The organism is Thioclava sp. NS-SX20 (genome assembly GCF_057380695.1).
Genome location: NZ_CM170816.1, coordinates 576,884 through 594,424, shown reverse-complemented (window position 1 = coordinate 594,424; position 17,541 = coordinate 576,884). Strand labels below are relative to the sequence as shown.

At 61.4% G+C, this 17,541-nt stretch carries 18 protein-coding genes; 6 read left to right on the top strand and 12 right to left on the bottom strand.

The genetic code is table 11. The features are described 5' to 3' along the window. Nucleotides 1-201: 201 nt before the first annotated feature. From AC2ISB_RS03000 to AC2ISB_RS02985, 4 genes are all read right to left on the bottom strand, one after another. The gene (locus tag AC2ISB_RS03000) at nucleotides 202-330 is read right to left on the bottom strand and encodes a hypothetical protein (protein ID WP_339109334.1); all 129 of its coding nucleotides are present in this window, start codon (nucleotides 328-330) and stop codon (nucleotides 202-204) included. Nucleotides 331-526: 196 nt separating this feature from the next. Continuing rightward, on the bottom strand, nucleotides 527-949 hold the full coding sequence (locus AC2ISB_RS02995; protein ID WP_339109333.1) for a DUF6497 family protein: 423 nt from the start codon (nucleotides 947-949) through the stop codon (nucleotides 527-529). 6 nt (nucleotides 950-955) lie between these two features. Further along, a complete protein-coding gene (locus AC2ISB_RS02990; protein ID WP_339109332.1) occupies nucleotides 956-2,488 on the bottom strand; it encodes an acyl-CoA carboxylase subunit beta in 1,533 nt (510 codons plus the stop codon). Nucleotides 2,489-2,738: 250 nt separating this feature from the next. Further along, entirely contained in the window at nucleotides 2,739-3,335 is a 597-nt protein-coding gene (locus AC2ISB_RS02985; protein WP_406736893.1) for a hypothetical protein, read from the bottom strand. Between the two features lie 108 nt (nucleotides 3,336-3,443). Here AC2ISB_RS02985 and AC2ISB_RS02980 point away from each other — a divergent pair, with 108 nt between their 5' ends. Further along, nucleotides 3,444-4,838 carry a helix-turn-helix domain-containing protein gene (locus tag AC2ISB_RS02980; protein ID WP_339109330.1) on the top strand — a complete coding sequence of 465 codons (1,395 nt, stop codon included), beginning with the start codon at nucleotides 3,444-3,446 and terminating at the stop codon, nucleotides 4,836-4,838. A 90-nt stretch (nucleotides 4,839-4,928) separates the two neighbouring features. Here AC2ISB_RS02980 and AC2ISB_RS02975 read toward each other — a convergent pair whose 3' ends face one another. From AC2ISB_RS02975 to betI, 5 genes are all read right to left on the bottom strand, one after another. Continuing rightward, nucleotides 4,929-5,180 (bottom strand): HP1242/YdcH family protein, encoded by a 252-nt coding sequence (locus AC2ISB_RS02975; RefSeq protein WP_486576062.1) that lies wholly within the window; start codon nucleotides 5,178-5,180, stop codon nucleotides 4,929-4,931. An 81-nt stretch (nucleotides 5,181-5,261) separates the two neighbouring features. Next, on the bottom strand, nucleotides 5,262-5,870 hold the full coding sequence (locus tag AC2ISB_RS02970; protein ID WP_486576060.1) for a thermonuclease family protein: 609 nt from the start codon (nucleotides 5,868-5,870) through the stop codon (nucleotides 5,262-5,264). A 110-nt stretch (nucleotides 5,871-5,980) separates the two neighbouring features. Next, nucleotides 5,981-7,642 (bottom strand): choline dehydrogenase, encoded by a 1,662-nt coding sequence (gene betA / locus AC2ISB_RS02965; RefSeq protein WP_486576058.1) that lies wholly within the window; start codon nucleotides 7,640-7,642, stop codon nucleotides 5,981-5,983. Nucleotides 7,643-7,729: 87 nt separating this feature from the next. Beyond that, complete coding sequence (gene betB, locus AC2ISB_RS02960; RefSeq protein ID WP_486576056.1) at nucleotides 7,730-9,175, bottom strand: betaine-aldehyde dehydrogenase; 1,446 nt, start codon at nucleotides 9,173-9,175, stop codon at nucleotides 7,730-7,732. Further along, entirely contained in the window at nucleotides 9,172-9,753 is a 582-nt protein-coding gene (betI, locus tag AC2ISB_RS02955) for a transcriptional regulator BetI (RefSeq protein WP_339109325.1), read from the bottom strand. The genes betB and betI overlap by 4 nt, the downstream gene beginning before the upstream one ends. A 102-nt stretch (nucleotides 9,754-9,855) precedes the next feature. Here betI and choX point away from each other — a divergent pair, with 102 nt between their 5' ends. The 3 genes from choX to choV all read left to right on the top strand — a co-directional run bounded on the left by choX (nucleotide 9,856) and on the right by choV (nucleotide 12,788). Then, nucleotides 9,856-10,785 carry a choline ABC transporter substrate-binding protein gene (choX, locus tag AC2ISB_RS02950; RefSeq protein WP_406720466.1) on the top strand — a complete coding sequence of 310 codons (930 nt, stop codon included), beginning with the start codon at nucleotides 9,856-9,858 and terminating at the stop codon, nucleotides 10,783-10,785. 85 nt (nucleotides 10,786-10,870) lie between these two features. After that, complete coding sequence (gene choW / locus AC2ISB_RS02945; RefSeq protein WP_406720465.1) at nucleotides 10,871-11,734, top strand: choline ABC transporter permease subunit; 864 nt, start codon at nucleotides 10,871-10,873, stop codon at nucleotides 11,732-11,734. Between the two features lies 1 nt (nucleotide 11,735). Beyond that, nucleotides 11,736-12,788: a choline ABC transporter ATP-binding protein gene (choV, locus tag AC2ISB_RS02940; RefSeq protein ID WP_406720464.1), complete on the top strand. Its 1,053-nt coding sequence runs from the start codon at nucleotides 11,736-11,738 to the stop codon at nucleotides 12,786-12,788. A 66-nt stretch (nucleotides 12,789-12,854) separates the two neighbouring features. Here the strand turns inward: choV and AC2ISB_RS02935 are convergent, their stop codons facing one another. Together AC2ISB_RS02935 and AC2ISB_RS02930 are read right to left on the bottom strand one after the other, a co-directional pair. Beyond that, nucleotides 12,855-13,805, bottom strand: coding sequence for a DMT family transporter (locus AC2ISB_RS02935; protein WP_406720463.1), 951 nt, complete (start codon nucleotides 13,803-13,805; stop codon nucleotides 12,855-12,857). Nucleotides 13,806-13,856: 51 nt separating this feature from the next. After that, a complete protein-coding gene (locus tag AC2ISB_RS02930) occupies nucleotides 13,857-14,462 on the bottom strand; it encodes a LysE/ArgO family amino acid transporter (RefSeq protein ID WP_486576054.1) in 606 nt (201 codons plus the stop codon). 84 nt (nucleotides 14,463-14,546) lie between these two features. Between AC2ISB_RS02930 and AC2ISB_RS02925 the strand changes: the two genes are divergently transcribed. Further along, a complete protein-coding gene (locus AC2ISB_RS02925; RefSeq protein ID WP_486576052.1) occupies nucleotides 14,547-15,404 on the top strand; it encodes a LysR family transcriptional regulator ArgP in 858 nt (285 codons plus the stop codon). Nucleotides 15,405-15,464: 60 nt separating this feature from the next. Continuing rightward, a complete protein-coding gene (locus tag AC2ISB_RS02920; protein ID WP_486576050.1) occupies nucleotides 15,465-16,586 on the top strand; it encodes an alpha-D-ribose 1-methylphosphonate 5-triphosphate diphosphatase in 1,122 nt (373 codons plus the stop codon). Nucleotides 16,587-16,616: 30 nt separating this feature from the next. On the opposite strand, the gene AC2ISB_RS02915 is transcribed toward AC2ISB_RS02920, so the two are convergent. Continuing rightward, the gene (locus AC2ISB_RS02915) at nucleotides 16,617-17,537 is read right to left on the bottom strand and encodes a manganese-dependent inorganic pyrophosphatase (protein WP_486576049.1); all 921 of its coding nucleotides are present in this window, start codon (nucleotides 17,535-17,537) and stop codon (nucleotides 16,617-16,619) included. Between the last annotated feature and the right edge of the window lie 4 nt (nucleotides 17,538-17,541).

The window sequence follows — 17,541 nt, the reverse complement described above, 5'->3', positions numbered from 1 at the left end:
GGAGCAATCCTCTCCGGTTTCGTGTTCGCAGCAGGGCAAGAGCGGGCTCGTGCCATGCTATGGGTCAGTGCCGGACGCAAATGCGCGGGCCTGTTCCTCATAAACACTATTGAAGGCGCTGTCCGTCCCCGTTTTCCGGCAAATGCCGAAAGCACCGGAAAAGGGGGGCAGGCAGGGGAAGGCCCCTGCCCGCCTGCAAGGTCAGAGCTTGCTGTGGTAGACCGGCTCCGTGGTGACGGGCTCTTGCATAACGGGCTGCGGCTCCGGCTTGGGGGCGCAGGCTGCCATGAAACCGACAAGACCGAGAGCGAGAATGAGTTTGGTCGACATGTTCTTCTCCTTTTCACGCCGAGGGAACGCATCCGCAACGGAGTGACGATGGCTGGGAAGGAGGCCGTGATATCAGACAGATAATCCTGTGCGATCAGCAGCCCCGAGCCGAAGCGGCCCGCGCAAAGCGTAGCAGATTCTATGCGCTTGCCCAGAGGCATCACAATCGCATCATCACTTTCCCGCCGATCAAGCATCAGAACATTTCTTCCACACAGTGAGGAGGCGAAATCGCATAGCCCGCGAAGAGCTGCGTTGCCTCGGGATCGCTATCACCAAAGGCAACAGGACGATCAGAAAGGGAGATGACGATCTGTTGGGGCTGGGGCCCGACAGACGACAGATGCGGCAGCGCAAACTGTTCGCAAAGCGCCTGCATATCCGTCAGAGCGACATCGGGATCTTCCCGCGCCAGATCCGGCGCGAGAAAGAAATGGCGAAGGGTCAGACCATCGGGGCCGCTGGCATCAGTCTGGCTTTGCAGCCATTCCACATGCGCCCCCGAAGGCACGGCGACAACCACGCCACGCGTGGCCCCGCCATCGGCCAGCGCGACAGGCCCGACACACAGCATCCCAAGACATACTGCAACAAGCCCGCCGCACCGGAACCGCATCATGCCCTCTTACAACGGAATATTGTCGTGTTTCTTCATGGGCATGCTGCGTTTTTTGGAACGTAGCGACGCGAAGGCACGGGCCACACGGCGGCGAGTAGACCGCGGCTGGATAACCTCGTCGATGAAGCCTTTCTCGGCGGCAACGAACGGATTGGCGAAACGGTCTTCGTAGTTCTTGACGCGATCGGCAATCTTCTCGGGCTCGCCCAGTTCCGAACGGTAAAGGATCTCGACCGCCCCTTTCGCTCCCATAACGGCAATCTCTGCCGTCGGCCAGGCGTAGTTGAAATCGCCCTTGAGGTGTTTCGAGCTCATCACGTCATAAGCCCCGCCATAGGCCTTACGGGTGATCACCGTCACCTTCGGCACGGTCGCTTCCCCATAAGCGAAGAGCAGCTTCGCGCCATGTTTGATCACGCCGTTATATTCCTGCGAGGTGCCCGGCAGGAAGCCCGGAACATCGACAAAGGTCAGGATCGGAATTTCGAAACAGTCACAGAAACGCACGAAACGCGCCGCCTTGCGCGAACTGTCGATGTCCAGACAGCCCGCCAGCACCATCGGCTGGTTCGCCACCACGCCCACGGTCTGACCTTCCAGACGGATGAAGCCGGTAATGATATTGCCCGCGTAATCCTTCTGGATCTCGTAGAAATCCCCCTCATCCGCGACCTTCAGGATCAGTTCCTTCATGTCATAGGGCATATTGGGGTTGGCAGGGATCAATGTGTCAAGGCTGTCTTCCACCCGCGCCACATCATCGAAGAAGGGCCGCACGGGCGCTTTCTCGCGGTTCGACAGCGGCAGGAAATCAACCAGACGGCGGACTTCGTAAAGCGCCTCGACATCATTCTCGAACGCCCCATCGGCCACCGAGGATTTCTTGGTATGGGTCAGCGCGCCGCCCAGTTCTTCGGCGGTCACCACCTCGTTGGTCACCGTCTTCACCACATCGGGGCCGGTCACGAACATATAAGAGCTGTCCTTCACCATGAAGATGAAGTCGGTCATGGCGGGGCTATAGACCGCGCCACCCGCACAGGGGCCCATGATCACGGAAATCTGCGGGATCACACCCGAGGCTTCGATATTGCGCTGGAACACATCGGCATAGCCCGCAAGCGAGGCGACCCCTTCCTGAATCCGCGCCCCGCCCGAGTCATTGAGCCCGATCACCGGCGCGCCATTCTGCATCGCCATATCCATGATCTTGCAGATCTTCTCGGCATGGGTTTCCGACAGCGAGCCGCCAAAAACGGTAAAGTCCTGGCTGAAAACATAGACCATACGGCCATTGATCGTGCCCCAGCCGGTGACAACGCCATCGCCATAAGGCTTGTCCGACTGCATGTCGAAATCCACACAGCGGTGGGTTTTGAACATGTCGAATTCTTCGAAGGACCCTTCGTCGAGCAAGAGTTCGATCCGCTCCCGCGCGGTCAGCTTGCCCTTTTTGTGCTGTGCTGCAATCCGCCGCTCTCCTCCGCCCATACGGGCCTGTGCGCGACGATCTTCAAGCTCTTGCAGGATATCTCTCATGTGGCTCCCCTCATCCTCGTGGTCACCTTATGCAGCCCCATCACGAGTTGGAAGCAAAAATCAGAAAATTTGCAAAATCTTGGCAAAAGGCATGTTGCGAATTGCAAACAATCTCATTTGACAACTTAAAACAACAAAAATCCTTGCAAACCACAGCCCCCTTGCCCGCGAAAACGCGTAGATGGTCCGTCGCCAGATCGGGCAAGACAATCCGCCCACGACCAAAGACTTAGCTCTGACGTCACGTCTCTTACTGCAAAGTTTCAATCCAGCGGCGAGTCGCCCCTTGGGGCACCGGCGAAATCTGGTTGCCGCGCTTGAAGGCCTCGCGCTCAAGCGGGATCGCATAGGTCTTCAGCACCAGCGTCTGGGTCAGATAGGCGCGGGTAAACGCCTCCCGCCCGCCCAGACGTTCATATTGGCCCACATGCACCAGCTCATGGGCCAGAACCCAAGGCGCTTCCTTGCGCAGGGCAATCCCGTAGCCAAAGGTAATCGCGAAGGCCCCCTGCGGATGATAGACCTTGGCAAAGGCTTTATCCTCGGGCGGGCGGAACGCCTGCGGCCATGCCAGAACGCGCACCTTTTCAGGATGCGCCACACCGGCACGGCGGGCAAAGCCCATTTCAACGGGGGTCAGCGGGCGCCCCGCAGCCAGAATATGCGCCTCGATCGGGTCCAGTTCACGCATCGCCACCGGCAACAACTGCGCCACCTCGGCCTGCACCTGCGCCGAAGGGTGTGCCACCGCGGCCAGATCCCCTTCGGTCAGCGCAGCCGGTGCACATCCTGCAAGCCCGAACAGCGCAGCAAAACCAAGTGTCTGCAACAAAACCACAATACGCATAAGGCCTCCGACAAAGCTTCTCTCAAATAAGGTCAAAAATGCCGCAAAGGCAATTGACCAAATACAGTTTGCATATGTATCAGCGGGGTTTGCAAAGGAGAGTAGATCATGGCGACTCCAAAACTCTATGCGGGTATCAAGCTGCGGGAGACGCGCACAAGGCTCGGCCTGACGCAAAAGCTCTTTGCCGACCGGCTTGGCGTGTCGCTGCCTTATCTCAACCAGATGGAAAACAACCATCGCCCCGTGTCGGCGCAGGTGGTGCTGGCACTGGCCACGGAATTCGGACTGGATGTGACCGAGCTTTCGGCAGGCGATGCCGAACGGCTGGTCTCGGACATGCGCGAGGCGCTGGCCGATCCGATCTTCTCCGATGCCGCCACGCCGCTGGCCGATATCCGGCTGGCAGCCTCCAATGCCCCTGCCCTTGCGCGCTCCTTCCTCGAACTGCACAGCGCCTATCGCCGGACCCATGAACGGCTGGCCTCGCTGAATGCCGCGCTTGGTCATGATGCCAACACCACCGTGCAGAGCCCTTGGGAAGAGGTGCGCGATTTCTTCCATTACTGTGACAATTACATTGATGCGGTAGACCGCGCAGCCGAACATTTCGCCTGCCCCGATGGACCGCGCGTCGATGCCATTCCACGGGCGATTTCGGCGCTGGAGGCGCGCGGGATCACCGTGCAATTTGCCGATATCACCAGCGTGCGCGAGAAAGACGGGCGGGTGATCACCATCGCCACCCATGCGAAGAAATCCACGCAGGCTTTCCAGCTGATGCATCAGGTCGCGCTGATCACCCAGAACGAACTGCTCGAGGCAACGCTGGATCTGGCCCGCTTCCAGTCCAGCACCGCCCGCGCCATCGCCAAGATCGGTCTGGCCAACTATTTCGCGGGGGCCGCCGTGATGCCCTACAAGCAGTTTCTGGATGCGGCACAGGATAACCGCCATGATCTGGAGATACTGGCAGAGCTGTTCGGCGCCTCGATCGAGCAGGTCGCCCACCGGCTATCAACGCTGCAACGCCCCGGCGCCAAGGGGCTGCCCTTCTTCTTCATGCGGATCGATCAGGCGGGCACCATCACCAAACGCCACTCGGCCACGCGGCTGCAATTCGCCCGTTTCGGCGGCTCCTGCCCGCTATGGATCGCGCATCAGGCCTTTGAAACCCCCACCCGCTTCCTGCGCCAGCTGGCCGAGACCCCCGACGGGGCGCGCTATCTTTGCGTGGCCAAGGATGTTTCGAAACAGGGGGGCAGCTTCCATGCGCCGGTGCGCCGTTATGCGCTCTGTCTGGGCTGCGAGGTCAGCCATGCCAAGGATCTTGTCTACGCCGATGATATGGAGCTGGGCAACCCCCGCGCCTACGAGCCCATCGGCATCTCCTGCCGCATCTGCGAGCGCCGTAACTGCCACCAGAGATCGGTGCCGCCGCTGGAGCGCAAACTGACCGTCGACCTCGACCGTCGCGGCCTGCTGCCCTATGACATCGCCTGACCGGCCATGCGAAAGCCTCCGGCAGGACGCCGGAGGCCAACAAACCTCGCACTGACTAAAAACCGAACCCCTGATACGGTCCAAGAAACCTCAGGCGGCATTGACCTCTTCGGCCAGCGCCCGCGCGATCTGGTCTTTCAACTGGGCCCGTTTCTTACGCAGATCCACCTCGGCCAGAGCCTCCATCGGCTGCAACCCTTCCATCGCGCGCAGGACCTGCTCGTTGACCTCTTCATAATCGTCCATGAGACGCGCGGCATGGGGGTCGCTTGCCTTCAGCTCCCGCAGCTGCACCCGATAGGCAGGAAACTCGACACTCAGGGTATGAAGATGTTCAGACATGTGCGACCTCCGTTCTGTTGGTATCTGCCCCGATACTAACAGCCCCGAACATGCACCGCTTTGATAAGGATCAAAGCGGACCTATTTCGCCCGCACCCATCCGGCGGAACGCGCCTCTGCCTCCGTGCAGAACCAGCGCTCCCCCTTTGCGGTATCGATCTTGGTCGCGGCATAGGACGCCATGCCCGGCACATGGTACAAATGGCCGTTTTTCGAAATATTTCCCTTGATCTTACAACGGCCTTGCGGGTCGTTCACATGGGCACGGTAATGCGCGGGTGTTTCCACCTGCCCCACCCAGATCCCGCGCTTGGCAATCATCGCGGATTTTTCCTGACTGACATAGGCCGTGGAATATTGCCGATAGGCAAGCGCATAGCCCTGCGCCACCATCTGCGCCCCCAGATCCACACCATGCGCCTCGCATCGGGCAATCAGACGGCCATAGCGGTCGGCCTGCGTTCCGGTGCAGGCCACCCGCCCTGTGGCCAGCTTGCGCATCTGGGCCGTCGCGTCCTGCCCACACGGCCAGCTTTGGCCGTTGTCACGCAGACAGGTCTGCTTGCTTTCAGGCGCGTCGATTCCATAAATCCGGATCTTGCGGCCTGCGACGTCCAGCGTGTCGCCATCCACCACCCGTGCCTTGCCATACAGGGTCTCGGCATGCACGGGCGCAGTCACCCCCAGCACAAGACACGCCAAAATAAGAACAGACCATAAACGAAACATGCCCCACATATCGCGGGGCATGGCTGATTTGTCCAGAGATATGGTGGTTACCGCCGCTCATTACCGGCGAATTAACGCTGAGACGTTTCCCAGTCAGGGTGGAACCACGGCGCGACATTCTCGGCAGGCAGACGGCGGCCAAGGATATGATCGGCAATCTTCTCGCCCACCATGATCGAGGGCCCGTTGAGGTTCCCATTGGTCACCCGCGGGAAGATCGAGCTATCGGCCACGCGCAGCCCCTCGACCCCGATCACGCGGCCATCGGGGTCAACCACCGCATGGATGTCATCGGCACGCCCCATCCGCGCGGTGCCACAGGGATGATAGGCGCTTTCCGCATGTTCGCGCACGAAATAATCCAGCGCCGCATCCGAAGTCACATCCGAACCGGGCTGGATCTCGCGCGCCACATGACGCGCCATCGAGGGCTGCTCGAAGATCTCGCGCGTCAGACGCAGGGTCTTGCGCCAATCCACCCAGTCCTGATCCTCGGTCATATAGTTGAACAGGATCTTCGGCTTGTCCTTGGCATCACCCGAGCGCAGCGAGACCCGCCCGCGCGAGGCTGCCCGCATCGGACCCACATGAACCTGGAACCCATGCCCCTCGGCCGAAGCCTTGCCATCATAGCGCACGGCCAGCGGCAGGAAATGGTACTGGATATCGGGGTAACGCACCCCCTTATCCGAACGGATAAAGCCGCAGGCCTCGAACTGGTTCGACGCGCCCAGACCGGTTTTGGTGAACAGCCACTGCGCCCCCACCCAAGCCTTCCCCCAAAGATTCCAGTATTTATAAAGCGTGATCGGCTCTTTCGCGGCATATTGGAAATAGACCTCAAGGTGGTCTTGCAGGTTGCCACCCACTCCGGGCCGATCCGCCAGAACCTCGATCCCATGCGCGCGCAGATGATCGGCAGGCCCCACGCCCGACAACATCAGGATCTTCGGCGTATTGATGGAACTTGCCGCAACAATCACCTCGGCCCGCGCCGCAATCACCTGCTTCTGCCCCGCCTTCTCGACCTCGACGCCAATCGCGCGCTTGCCCTCAAAGACAACCCGCAGCGCCAAAGCCTTCACCACGGCCAGACGGTCCCCGAAGGCCTTCTGACCGGGGCGCAGATAGGCATTGGCCACAGACCAGCGACGCCCCTTGTAAATGGTGGCCTCCATCGGGCCAAAGCCCTCCTGACGCTCGCCATTGTAATCGGCGGTATAGCCATAGCCCGCCTCTTGGCCAGCCTGCACAAAAGCGTCAAACAGCGGGTTCTTGCGCGGGCCACGGCTGACATGCAAAGGCCCCGACTGGCCGCGCCAATCCGCATCCGCGCCATCCTGCGCCCCGTGCCATGTCTCCTGTCGCTTGAAATAGGGCAGCACATCGGCATAGTTCCAGCCTTCCGCGCCCTGCTCGGCCCAATGCTCGTAATCGCCCGCATGGCCGCGCACATAGACCATCCCGTTGATCGAAGACGACCCCCCGATCACCTTGCCCCGCGGCGTCGCCAAAACACGCCCGCCCAGACCCGGCTCGGGCTCCGATTGGAAGCCCCAATCGTAAATCCCCATATTCATCGGATAGGACAGCGCCCCGGGCATCTGGATGAAGGGACCGGCATCCGACCCCCCATGCTCGATAATCACCACGCGCTTACCGGCCTCGGCCAGACGGTAGGCCAGCGCCGTACCACCCGATCCGGCGCCAATCACAACATAATCAGCTTCCACGCCCATTTTCCATTTGCTCCAAATATCCTCGGGGGGTGAAGGCGCCCTGGCGCCTGAGGGGGGCAGACAGCCCCCCTTGCCCGTGTGTCACCAAGGGCTGTCGACAGGGTTCAACCCGACATAGACACCTTTGACCTGCGTATAGGCCTCGATCGCATGACGCGAATTCTCGCGCCCGAAGCCCGAAGCCTTCACCGGACCGAAGGGCATCTCCACCGGCGTCAGGTTATAGGCGTTGATCCAGGTGGTGCCCGCCTCAAGCCCCGCCACCACACGATGGGCCCGCGCCAGATCACGGGTAAACACACCCGCCGCCAGACCGAATTGCGTGTCATTGGCGCGCGCCAAAACCTCTTCCTCGGTCTCGAAGTCTAGAACCGACATCACGGGGCCGAAGATCTCCTCGCGGGCGATGGTCATATCGTCCTTCACATCGGCAAAGACGGTCGGCTCGACGAATTGCCCGTCCAGAGCATTCCCGCCACAAACCAGACGCGCACCCTCGGCCTTGGCTTTCTCCAGATAGCCCGCCACCTGATCATATTGGCGCTTGGTGATCAGCGGTCCGAAATCGGTCGCCATATCCATCGGGTCGCCCATGCGGATCTTGGCCGTACGCTCGGCCAGCTCTGCCAGAAACTGCTCCTTGATCGACTTATGCACAAAGACGCGGGTCCCGTTCGAACAGATCTGCCCCGAGGAATAGAAATTCCCCAGCATCGCCGCCCCAACGGCATCCTTGATCGAGGCATCCTCGAAAACGATCAGCGGCGATTTCCCGCCCAGCTCCATCGTCACATGCTTCATATGCGGAGCCGCCGCCTCATAAACCTTGGCCCCCGTCGGCACCGACCCCGTCAGCGACACTTTGGCAATCCGCGGATCGGTGGCAAGCTGCGCGCCCACCGCGCCATAACCCTGCACGACGTTATAGACACCTGCGGGAACACCGGCTTCGATGAAGATCTCGGCCAGCTTCAGCGCACCAAGCGGCGTCACCTCGGAGGGTTTGAACACCATCGCATTACCGGTCGACAGCGCGGGCGCGGCCTTCCAGCAGGCGATCTGGCTGGGGTAGTTCCACGCGCCAATGCCGCCGCAAACGCCCAGAGGCTCACGCAGCGTATAGGCGAAATCCCCGCCCAACGGCATTGTCTCGCCGGTCAGCGTCGCCGCCAGACCCGCGAAATATTCCAGCGAATCCGCCCCCGACGGCCAATCCGCCACCAGCGTTTCCTGCAAGGGCTTGCCGGTATCCAGCGTCTCAAGGGCTGCCAGCTCGTCATTGCGTTCGCGGATGATCGCCACGGCACGGTTGAGGATGCGCCCACGCTCGGCAGGTGCCAGTGCCGCCCATTCCTTCTGTGCCCGCACCGCCGAGGAAATCGCCTTTTCCATCACCGCAGGCGTGGCCGCATGCAATTTCGCGATGGTCTCACCGGTATAGGCATAGGTGACCTCGATCATCTCGCCTGCGGTGTCTTCGATATAGTCGCCATCAACGAAATGGCTTGCTTTGGGTTGTGCCTTCACCGGTGGCCCTCCAACTCTCTATCCAGATATTCCATGATAATTCCGACCGCCCGCTTGGGGTCGGCAGGGCCATCAACCAGAGCGGCGCGGATATAGACGCCATCGATCAGCGCCCCCAGCCCCTCGGCCACAGCCAGCGCATGCGCCCCCACCAAGGGACGGAGCGCAAAAAGAAGATTCGACCGCAGCCGCCGCTGGTAAATCGACAACAGCCGCCGCGCATTCGCGTTTTTCTGAGCCAGAACGTAGAAATTCAGCCATGCCGAGATCGTCGCCTGCTGGAAACTGGCCTCGGCGAAGTTCCCACGCACGATGGCGCGCAGTCGCTCTTCGGGATCGGTCTTGCCGCGCAGCGCCCCGCGCACCTCCTGCCCGTAGGTCGCCAGAATATGCTGCATCGCCGCCAGAAAGATCTGGTCTTTTGACCCGAAGTAGTGATGCGCCAAAGCTGAGGACATGCCCGCCCGCTTGGCGATCTGCGCTACCGTCACCTCAAGCGAACGGGCCTCGCCGACACAGGCGATGGTCGCGTCGATTAACGCTGCTTTTCTAATCGGTTCGGCGCCAACTCTGGGCATTTGCTTTATTCCTGACTCAGAAATGACTTGCATTCCTTGGCTACAAGATAGTTTATTGACTCGTCAATCAAGAAAAAACATGGCAAAATTCTGGAGTACTGTATGACCTATCGTTCCTTTCTTCTCGCGGCTGCTGCCTCGATGACCCTTGCGGTTTCGGCACAGGCGAAAGGATGCAACGACGTGGTATTTTCCGATGTTGGCTGGACCGACATCACCGCGACAACCGCTGTAACGACGAAACTTCTCGAAATACTGGGCTACAAGACCGAAACGCGTGTTCTGTCCGTGCCCGTCACCTATTCTGCCCTTGCAAGTGGCGATGTTGATGTTTTCTTGGGCAACTGGATGCCCACGATGCAGGCCGATATCGCCCCCTATATCAAGGCTGGCACTGTGGACACGGTCCGCACGAATCTGACCGGTGCCAAATATACCCTGGCCACCAACGCCGCCGGAGCCGCCCTCGGAATCAAGGATTTCGCGGACATCGCCAAACATGCCAAAGAGCTGCGCCACCAGATCTATGGTATCGAGCCGGGCAATGACGGAAACAGGCTTATTGAAGACATGATTGACGCAAACGCGTTCAATCTTGCCGATTTTGACGTAGTCGAAAGCTCGGAACAAGGGATGCTGGCACAGGTTGGCCGTGCGGTCGACCGCGAGAAACCGATTGTCTTTCTGGGCTGGGCACCACATCCGATGAACACCAATTACGACCTGACCTACCTCTCCGGAGGGGATGACTGGTTCGGTCCGGATTTTGGCGGGGCCGAAGTGCGCACCAACACGACCGCAGGCTATGTCGATGCCTGCCCCAATGTTGGCAAGCTGCTGGAAAATCTCGAATTCTCGCTTGAGGCTGAAAACGAATTGATGGGGGCGATCCTGGATGATGGTCAAGACCCCGACAAGGCTGCCCAAGCTTGGCTGAAGGCGCATATTGCGGCCGTCTCTCCTTGGCTCGAAGGGGTAACCACCCGCGACGGCCAGAACGCATATGCGGCCTTTCAGGCGGCAATGAAGTGATAACAGAGAGCGGTAGAACCTCTGCCGCTCCGCCTCGCTCCGGATACCGGAGCGGGAACACAGGGAATGACGGAGTAAACGCATTATGGAATGGTTCCACAGGATCATAGCCTATTTTGTCGATGACGACGGAAAGATCCGCATAGGCGATGGTGCCGAGGCAACGGTCGACTGGCTGAAGACCCATGCCGCCGGTTTCTTCGACTGGCTGTCGATGGTTATGGAAACCCTGATTGACGCGGTATTGTGGCTGCTGCAGACCCCGCCACCGCTGGTATTGATCCTAATTTTTGTCGCCCTGACATGGGGCCTCCAGCGCAGCTGGAAGAAATGCCTGATTGTGGCGCTAGGGATGCTGTTCATCCTCAATCAGGATTATTGGGAAGACACCACCGAGACGCTGTCGCTTATTCTTGTAAGCTGTATCGTCTGTATGGGGATCGGGGTGCCGCTGGGGATTCTGGCCGCGCGCAAACGCTGGATCTATTCCGGTATGGAGCCGGTGCTGGACCTGATGCAGACGCTGCCGACCTTTGTCTATCTGATCCCCGCCGTGATCTTCTTCGGCCTCGGCATGGTTCCGGGCCTGATTGCCACGGTGATCTTCGCATTGCCCGCCTCGATCCGGCTGACCTATCTGGGGATCTCCTCGACCCCCACCGCGCTGACCGAAGCCGCCGAGGCTTTTGGGGCGACCTCTTTCCAGAAGCTGTGGAAGGTCGAGCTGCCCGCTGCCTTCCCGCAGATCATGGTTGGCCTGAACCAGACCATCATGCTGTCGCTGTCGATGGTGGTGATCGCGACCCTCGTGGGCGCAGGGGGCCTTGGCACGCCGGTGATGAACGGGCTCAACCGTATGAAACCCGATCTGGGCTTTGAATCGGGCTTTGTCATTGTGGCGCTGGCGACCGTGCTGCGCCTGATGCTCGAAGTGCGCAAGGAGAATTAAGATGGCCAAAACCGCAATCGAATTCGCCAATGTCTCCATCGTCTTCGGCGACGAGCCCCTTTCGGCCCTGCCCCATATGGATGCGGGCAAGACCCGTGCCGAGGTCAAGGAGGCCACCGGTCAGGTGCTGGGCGTTCATAACTGCTCGCTCAAGGTGGCCGAGGGCGAAATCCTTGTGCTGATGGGGCTTTCGGGCTCGGGCAAATCGACGCTCTTGCGCGCGGTCAACGCGCTCAACCCCGTCTGCCGTGGCTCGGTGCTGGTGAACACGCCCAAGGGCCGTGTCGATGTCAGCCATGCCAAAGGGGCAGAGCTGCTGAATGTGCGCCGCCACCAGATCGCGATGGTCTTCCAGCAATTCGGCCTGTTGCCGTGGCGCTCGGTGCGCGAGAATGTGGGGCTTGGTCTGGAACTGGGGGGCATGTCCAAAGCCGCACGCCGCGCCAAGGTCGAAGAGCAGCTTGAACTGGTAGGCCTTGCGCAATGGGCCGATGTGCGCGTGGGCGAGCTGTCGGGCGGCATGCAGCAGCGCGTGGGTCTGGCCCGCGCCTTTGCCACCGACGCGCCGATCCTGCTGATGGACGAGCCCTTCTCGGCGCTGGACCCGCTGATCCGCGCCAAGCTGCAGGACGAACTGCTAGAGCTGCAGGCCAAACTGAAGCGCACGATCATCTTCGTCAGCCACGATCTGGACGAGGCCTTCAAGCTGGGCAACCGCATCGCGCTGATGGAAGGCGGACGGATCGTTCAGGTGGGCACTGCCCGCGAGATCATCGCCAATCCGATCGACGAATATGTGCAGGACTTTGTCGCGCATATGAACCCGATGGGCGTGCTGACCGCTGAAGATCTGGCCGAAGATCCCGCCGACGCACCTCCTGCAAACGGGGCGGCAGGCGTTGCCGCAGCGCCGGTCCTGAATGCCCATACGCCGGTCAAGGAGGTCATGCATCTTTTGCGCACTCATCCGATGGTGGCGCTTGAGGATGGCCGCAAGATTACCCGTGAAGGTGTGATCGGCAAGCTGATCGACCCGCAGGGCTCGGCTGCCTGACCTGCCAGCCCTGCCAGAGGCCCCCAAAAACAGCTCCCGAAACGCGCGCCCTTGCGGCGCGCGTTGTCATATCTGCTTGGTGGCCCCGCTCAGGGGGGTGACACGGCGGCGCAATCGGGCCTCGCGCCAAGCCATATAGCTGACCGAAAGCACGATGATCCCGCCGCCCAAAAGGACATAGGGATCAATCGCCTCGCCAAAAACAAACCAGCCCGCAAGCGCCGCCCAGACAAGCTGTAGGAACACGACAGGCTGCGTCGCACTGACAGGTGCCGCCGCAAAGGCCCGCGTCATCGCATAATGGGCCGAGGTCGCCAGCACGGCAACCAGCCCCAGAAGCCCCACCTGCGTTCCTGATACCGGCTGCCATTGCGCCATCGCCAGCGGCGCCAGACAAAGCGCGACCACCAGCGTCAGCATCCCCACAATCTCGGTGGGCGCCGCCAGCCCCGTCAGCCGCTTGGCCAGAAGATAGGAGCCGCCAAACATCACCGCCGCCGCCAGTTGCGACCAGTGGCCGGGGGTGATCTCGCGCAGGCCCGGACGCAGGATGATCAGCGCCCCCAGAAGCGCCACGACAATCGCCATGATCCGCCGCCATGCCAGCCCCTCGCCCAGCAAAAGCGCCCCACCCAAAGTGACCACAATGGGATTGAGATAGCCGATGGCCGTCACATCCGCGATCGGAATGCGCGCCATCGCATAGAACCACAGCACCACCCCCGCCGCATTGAACGCCCCTCTCAGCCCGAAGAGCGCCCAGATTTTCGGGGCATAGCCACGCCGCCCGATCCGCACCAGCACCGGTGCCATGAACAAGATCCCCCAGGCGTAGCGGATGAACGATGCCTGTGCCGCAGGCAGGCCGGTTCCGAGATGGTGCACGATGACATTGACCAGTGCAAAGCACAGCGTCATTGCCAGCATCCACAGGATGGCACGCAAGGGCGCATGGCCCGATGCCGGCGCAAAGGCGGGGCCACAGGCCTGGCGGGCGGAGGGAGACGTCTTTTCCATGACCGGATCATTGGCAGGCCCCGTGCGGAAGGCAAGCACTCAGATGTATGCTTACATTTCCATCAGGGCCAAACGCCCTGCTACCGATAGCAGTAGACAGCCCACGCCAAAATCCAGAACCTGCCACGCGCGGGGATTGGCAAAAAGCGGCGCAATCAGCCGCGCCCCATAGGCCAGCGCGAAGAAAAACGCGAAAGAGGCCATCCCCGCCCCCAGCCCGAATTCCAGCCCCTGCGCCGGAAACTGCGCCGAGACCGCCCCCAGTAGCAGCACCGTATCAATCCAGACATGCGGATTGGCCCATGTCAGCACCACCATCACGGCCAGCACTTTACGCAAAGGCTCGGAGGTCGCGGTCGCAGGGTCCAGATGCGCCCCGCCCCGCCATGCCGCCCGAAAGGCGCGCAAAGCGTAATAGGTCAGAAACACCACCCCCAGCCAGCGCAGCATCTCCCCGAGCCATGGCACAGAGCCCGTCAGCGCGCCAAAGCCCGACACCCCCAGCGCAATCAGCACCGCATCCGAGACCGCACAGAAAAGCGCGACCGCAAAGACATGCTCGCGCCGCAGACCTTGGCGCAGAACATAGGCATTCTGCGCGCCAATCGCCACAATCAGACCAAGCCCGATCCGGAACCCTGCAAAAGCTGCCTCCATCTGCCTTCCTTTCGTTTTGCGCCCTATCGCATGGGGCGGGCTTCAGTCATACTGAAATGGACTAACCCAGATTAAGGCAGGCTAATGCTGGACTATCCCGCGCTACAGGCTCTGGCCGCTGTGATCGAGAGTGGAAGCTTTGAGGCAGCCGCCCATGCGCTGCGGGTCACGCCCTCGGCGGTGTCGCAGCGGATCAAGACGCTGGAAGACCGGATGGGCGCGGTTCTGGTGGTGCGCGGCCAGCCCTGTTCCGGCACCGCGCAGGGGCTGCGGCTGGCGCAGCATCTGGCACAGGTGCAACTGCTGGAACATAGCCTGAGGGCGCAAGGCGAGGCGCGGCTGCGGGTGGCGATCAATGCTGACAGTCTGGCGACTTGGGCGCTTCCGGCGCTGGCAGAGCTTGAGGCGCTGTTTGATCTGGTGATCGAGGATGAGACCCAATCCGAGGGCTGGCTGAAACGCGGCGAGGTCATGGGCGCGGTCACCACCAATGCCCAAGCCGTGGCGGGCTGTGACATCGTGGCTTTGGGCCGGATGCGCTACATCCCCTGCGCGACGCCCGATTTTATCGCTCGCCATTTCCCGCAAGGCGTCACGGCGCAGGCGCTGGCCGAGGCGCCCGCGCTGGTGTTTTCTCCCAAAGACGGGCTGCAGGCCGCTTGGGCGCGGCAGCACTATGGAGTGACCCGCCCGCTGAAGCGCCATCAGATAGGCGCGACCCATGACTTCCTGCGCGCGGGGCTTTTGGGAATGGGATGGGCGCTGCACCCCGAGATGCTGGCGCGGGACCATCTGGCCTCTGGCGGGCTGGTCGCGCTGGATGAAACTCAGGCCGAGGTGCCGCTGTACTGGCAATTCCTGCGCAACCTCAAAGAGCCGCTGGCGCCCTTGTCGCGCGCCTTACAGCAGGCGGCCAAAGCGCAGATGGTTTCGCTGGCCTAAGGCGCCTGCCCGCGTTAGGGAACGCCCATGAAGAAGGAGCCCGGGCAAAAGGAGAACGCCATGAGCTGGCAGATCACAGGTGGGCAGATCCTGCACGAGACCCTGAGCGACGGCACGCTGACGCTGGCCTCGGGCGTGATCGGCACGGGCACGGCGCGTCACCAGCTGGATGCGCGGGGCTTCTGGATCCTGCCGGGGATTGTGGATCTGCATGGCGATGCGTTTGAACGTCACTTGGCGCCGCGCCGTGGGATGGTCTCGGATCTGGGGGCCAATCTGGGCTTTGTCGAGGGCGAACTGGCGGCCTGTGGCATCACCACCGCTTGGCTGGCGCAATTCTGGTCATGGGAGGGCGGCATGCGCGGCCCCGAGTTTGCCACGCGACTGGCCCATGCGCTGAAGGCGACCGATCTGCGGCTGGATATGCGGATGCAGCTGCGGCTGGAAACCCATATGATCGATGATCTTAAGGCGGTAGTGGATCTGGCCAAAGAGACGGGACTGGACTATCTGCTGTTCAACGACCACCTGCCGCATAAGGCGCTTGAATCTGGCAAGAAACCGCCTCGACTGAACGGATCGGCGCTGAAGGCGGGGCGCTCGCCCGAGGCCCATCACGCGATGATGCAGGCGCTGAAGGCCCGTGATGCAGAGGTCGAGGGCTTTGTGCGCGCGGTGATGCAGGCCCTGCCCGATCTGCGTTTCGGCTCGCATGATGATGACGCGGGACTGCGGGCTCTTTGGGCTGCGCGTGGCGTGGGGATTGCGGAATTTCCGGTCTCGCGCGAGGCGGCCGTGGCGGCCCGCGCACAGGGCCATGCGGTGATCATGGGCGCGCCCAATGTGCTGCGAGGGGGGTCGCATAATCGCGGCTCGGTCTCGGCAGGCGATCTAGTGGCGGAAGGTCTGGTGGATGCTCTGGCCTCGGATTACCACTATCCGGCGATGATCGGCGCGGTCTTTGCGCTGGTGGATCGCGGGATCTGCGATCTAGCGCAGGCGTGGCGGCTGGTATCAGACGGGCCGGCGCAGGTCATGGGGCTGACGGATCGTGGAAGCCTTGAGGCAGGCAAACGCGGGGATCTGGTGATCCTCTGCCCCGAGCGGCGTCGCGTCATGGGCTGTTTCGCCGCTGGACGCCCGGTGTTTCTATCGGGCGAGCTGGCCGAGCGGCTGGGGTAAGAGGGGCGGGGAAAGCCCCCGCCCTACCCTTCAGGCTTTCAGATTCGGGATAATCTGTTTCTTGCGCGACATGATGCCGGGCAGAACGACCGTATCGCCCGAAACCGAGCAGTCGAAAGAGGCTTCGGCGATCTGCTTCACGGTGTCATTGGGCACCAAAAGCGTGGCCTCTTCGTTCAGAATGTCGATGATGAACAAAAGCACCTCATCGGCGCCATCTTCCTTGGCTACGGCGGGCATTGCGCCCATCAGCGCGTCCTTACGGTCCAGAAGAAGCTGCGGCGCGGTGGTTTCCAGAACCGAGACGCGCAGGCCCGTCGAACCCACGGTATATTCCTTGGAATCCATGCGCAGAAGTTCGGCATCCGAGAACTCCGAGACATCGGATTTCGCCTCGAACATCTTGGTCGCCAGATCATTGATCTCGATGCCCAGATCCGCGGCCAGCTTCTCGCAGACGGCTTTGTCGTGATCGGTGGTGGTGGGCGAGCGGAATTCCAGCGTATCCGACAGGATGCAGGCCAGCATCGCACCCTTGATCCCCGCAGGTGCCTTGGCCAGATCATCGCCGATCAGGTCATGCATGATGGTCGCGGTACAGGCCAGCGGACGGATGGTGATATCGATCGGGCCTTTGGTTTCCAGACCGCCGACCAGCTTGTGGTGGTCGATGATCGCGGTGATATCGGCAGCATTGATGCCCTCGGGCAGCTCGGCGGGGTTATTGGTGTCAACGATGACAACCTTCTCGCCCGCCTCTACGCCCGAAATGATCTCGGGCTTATCCAGACCGAAATGCTCAAGCACGAAGGCCGCTTCGGTATTGGGTTCGCCCAAGAGGCAGGGCTTGGCGTCGATGCCTTTGATCTCGTTGAGATACCACGCCCAGATGATGGGCGAGCCGGTCGAGTCGGTGTCGGGAGATTTATGGCCAAAAACCTTGGTGGTCATCGGA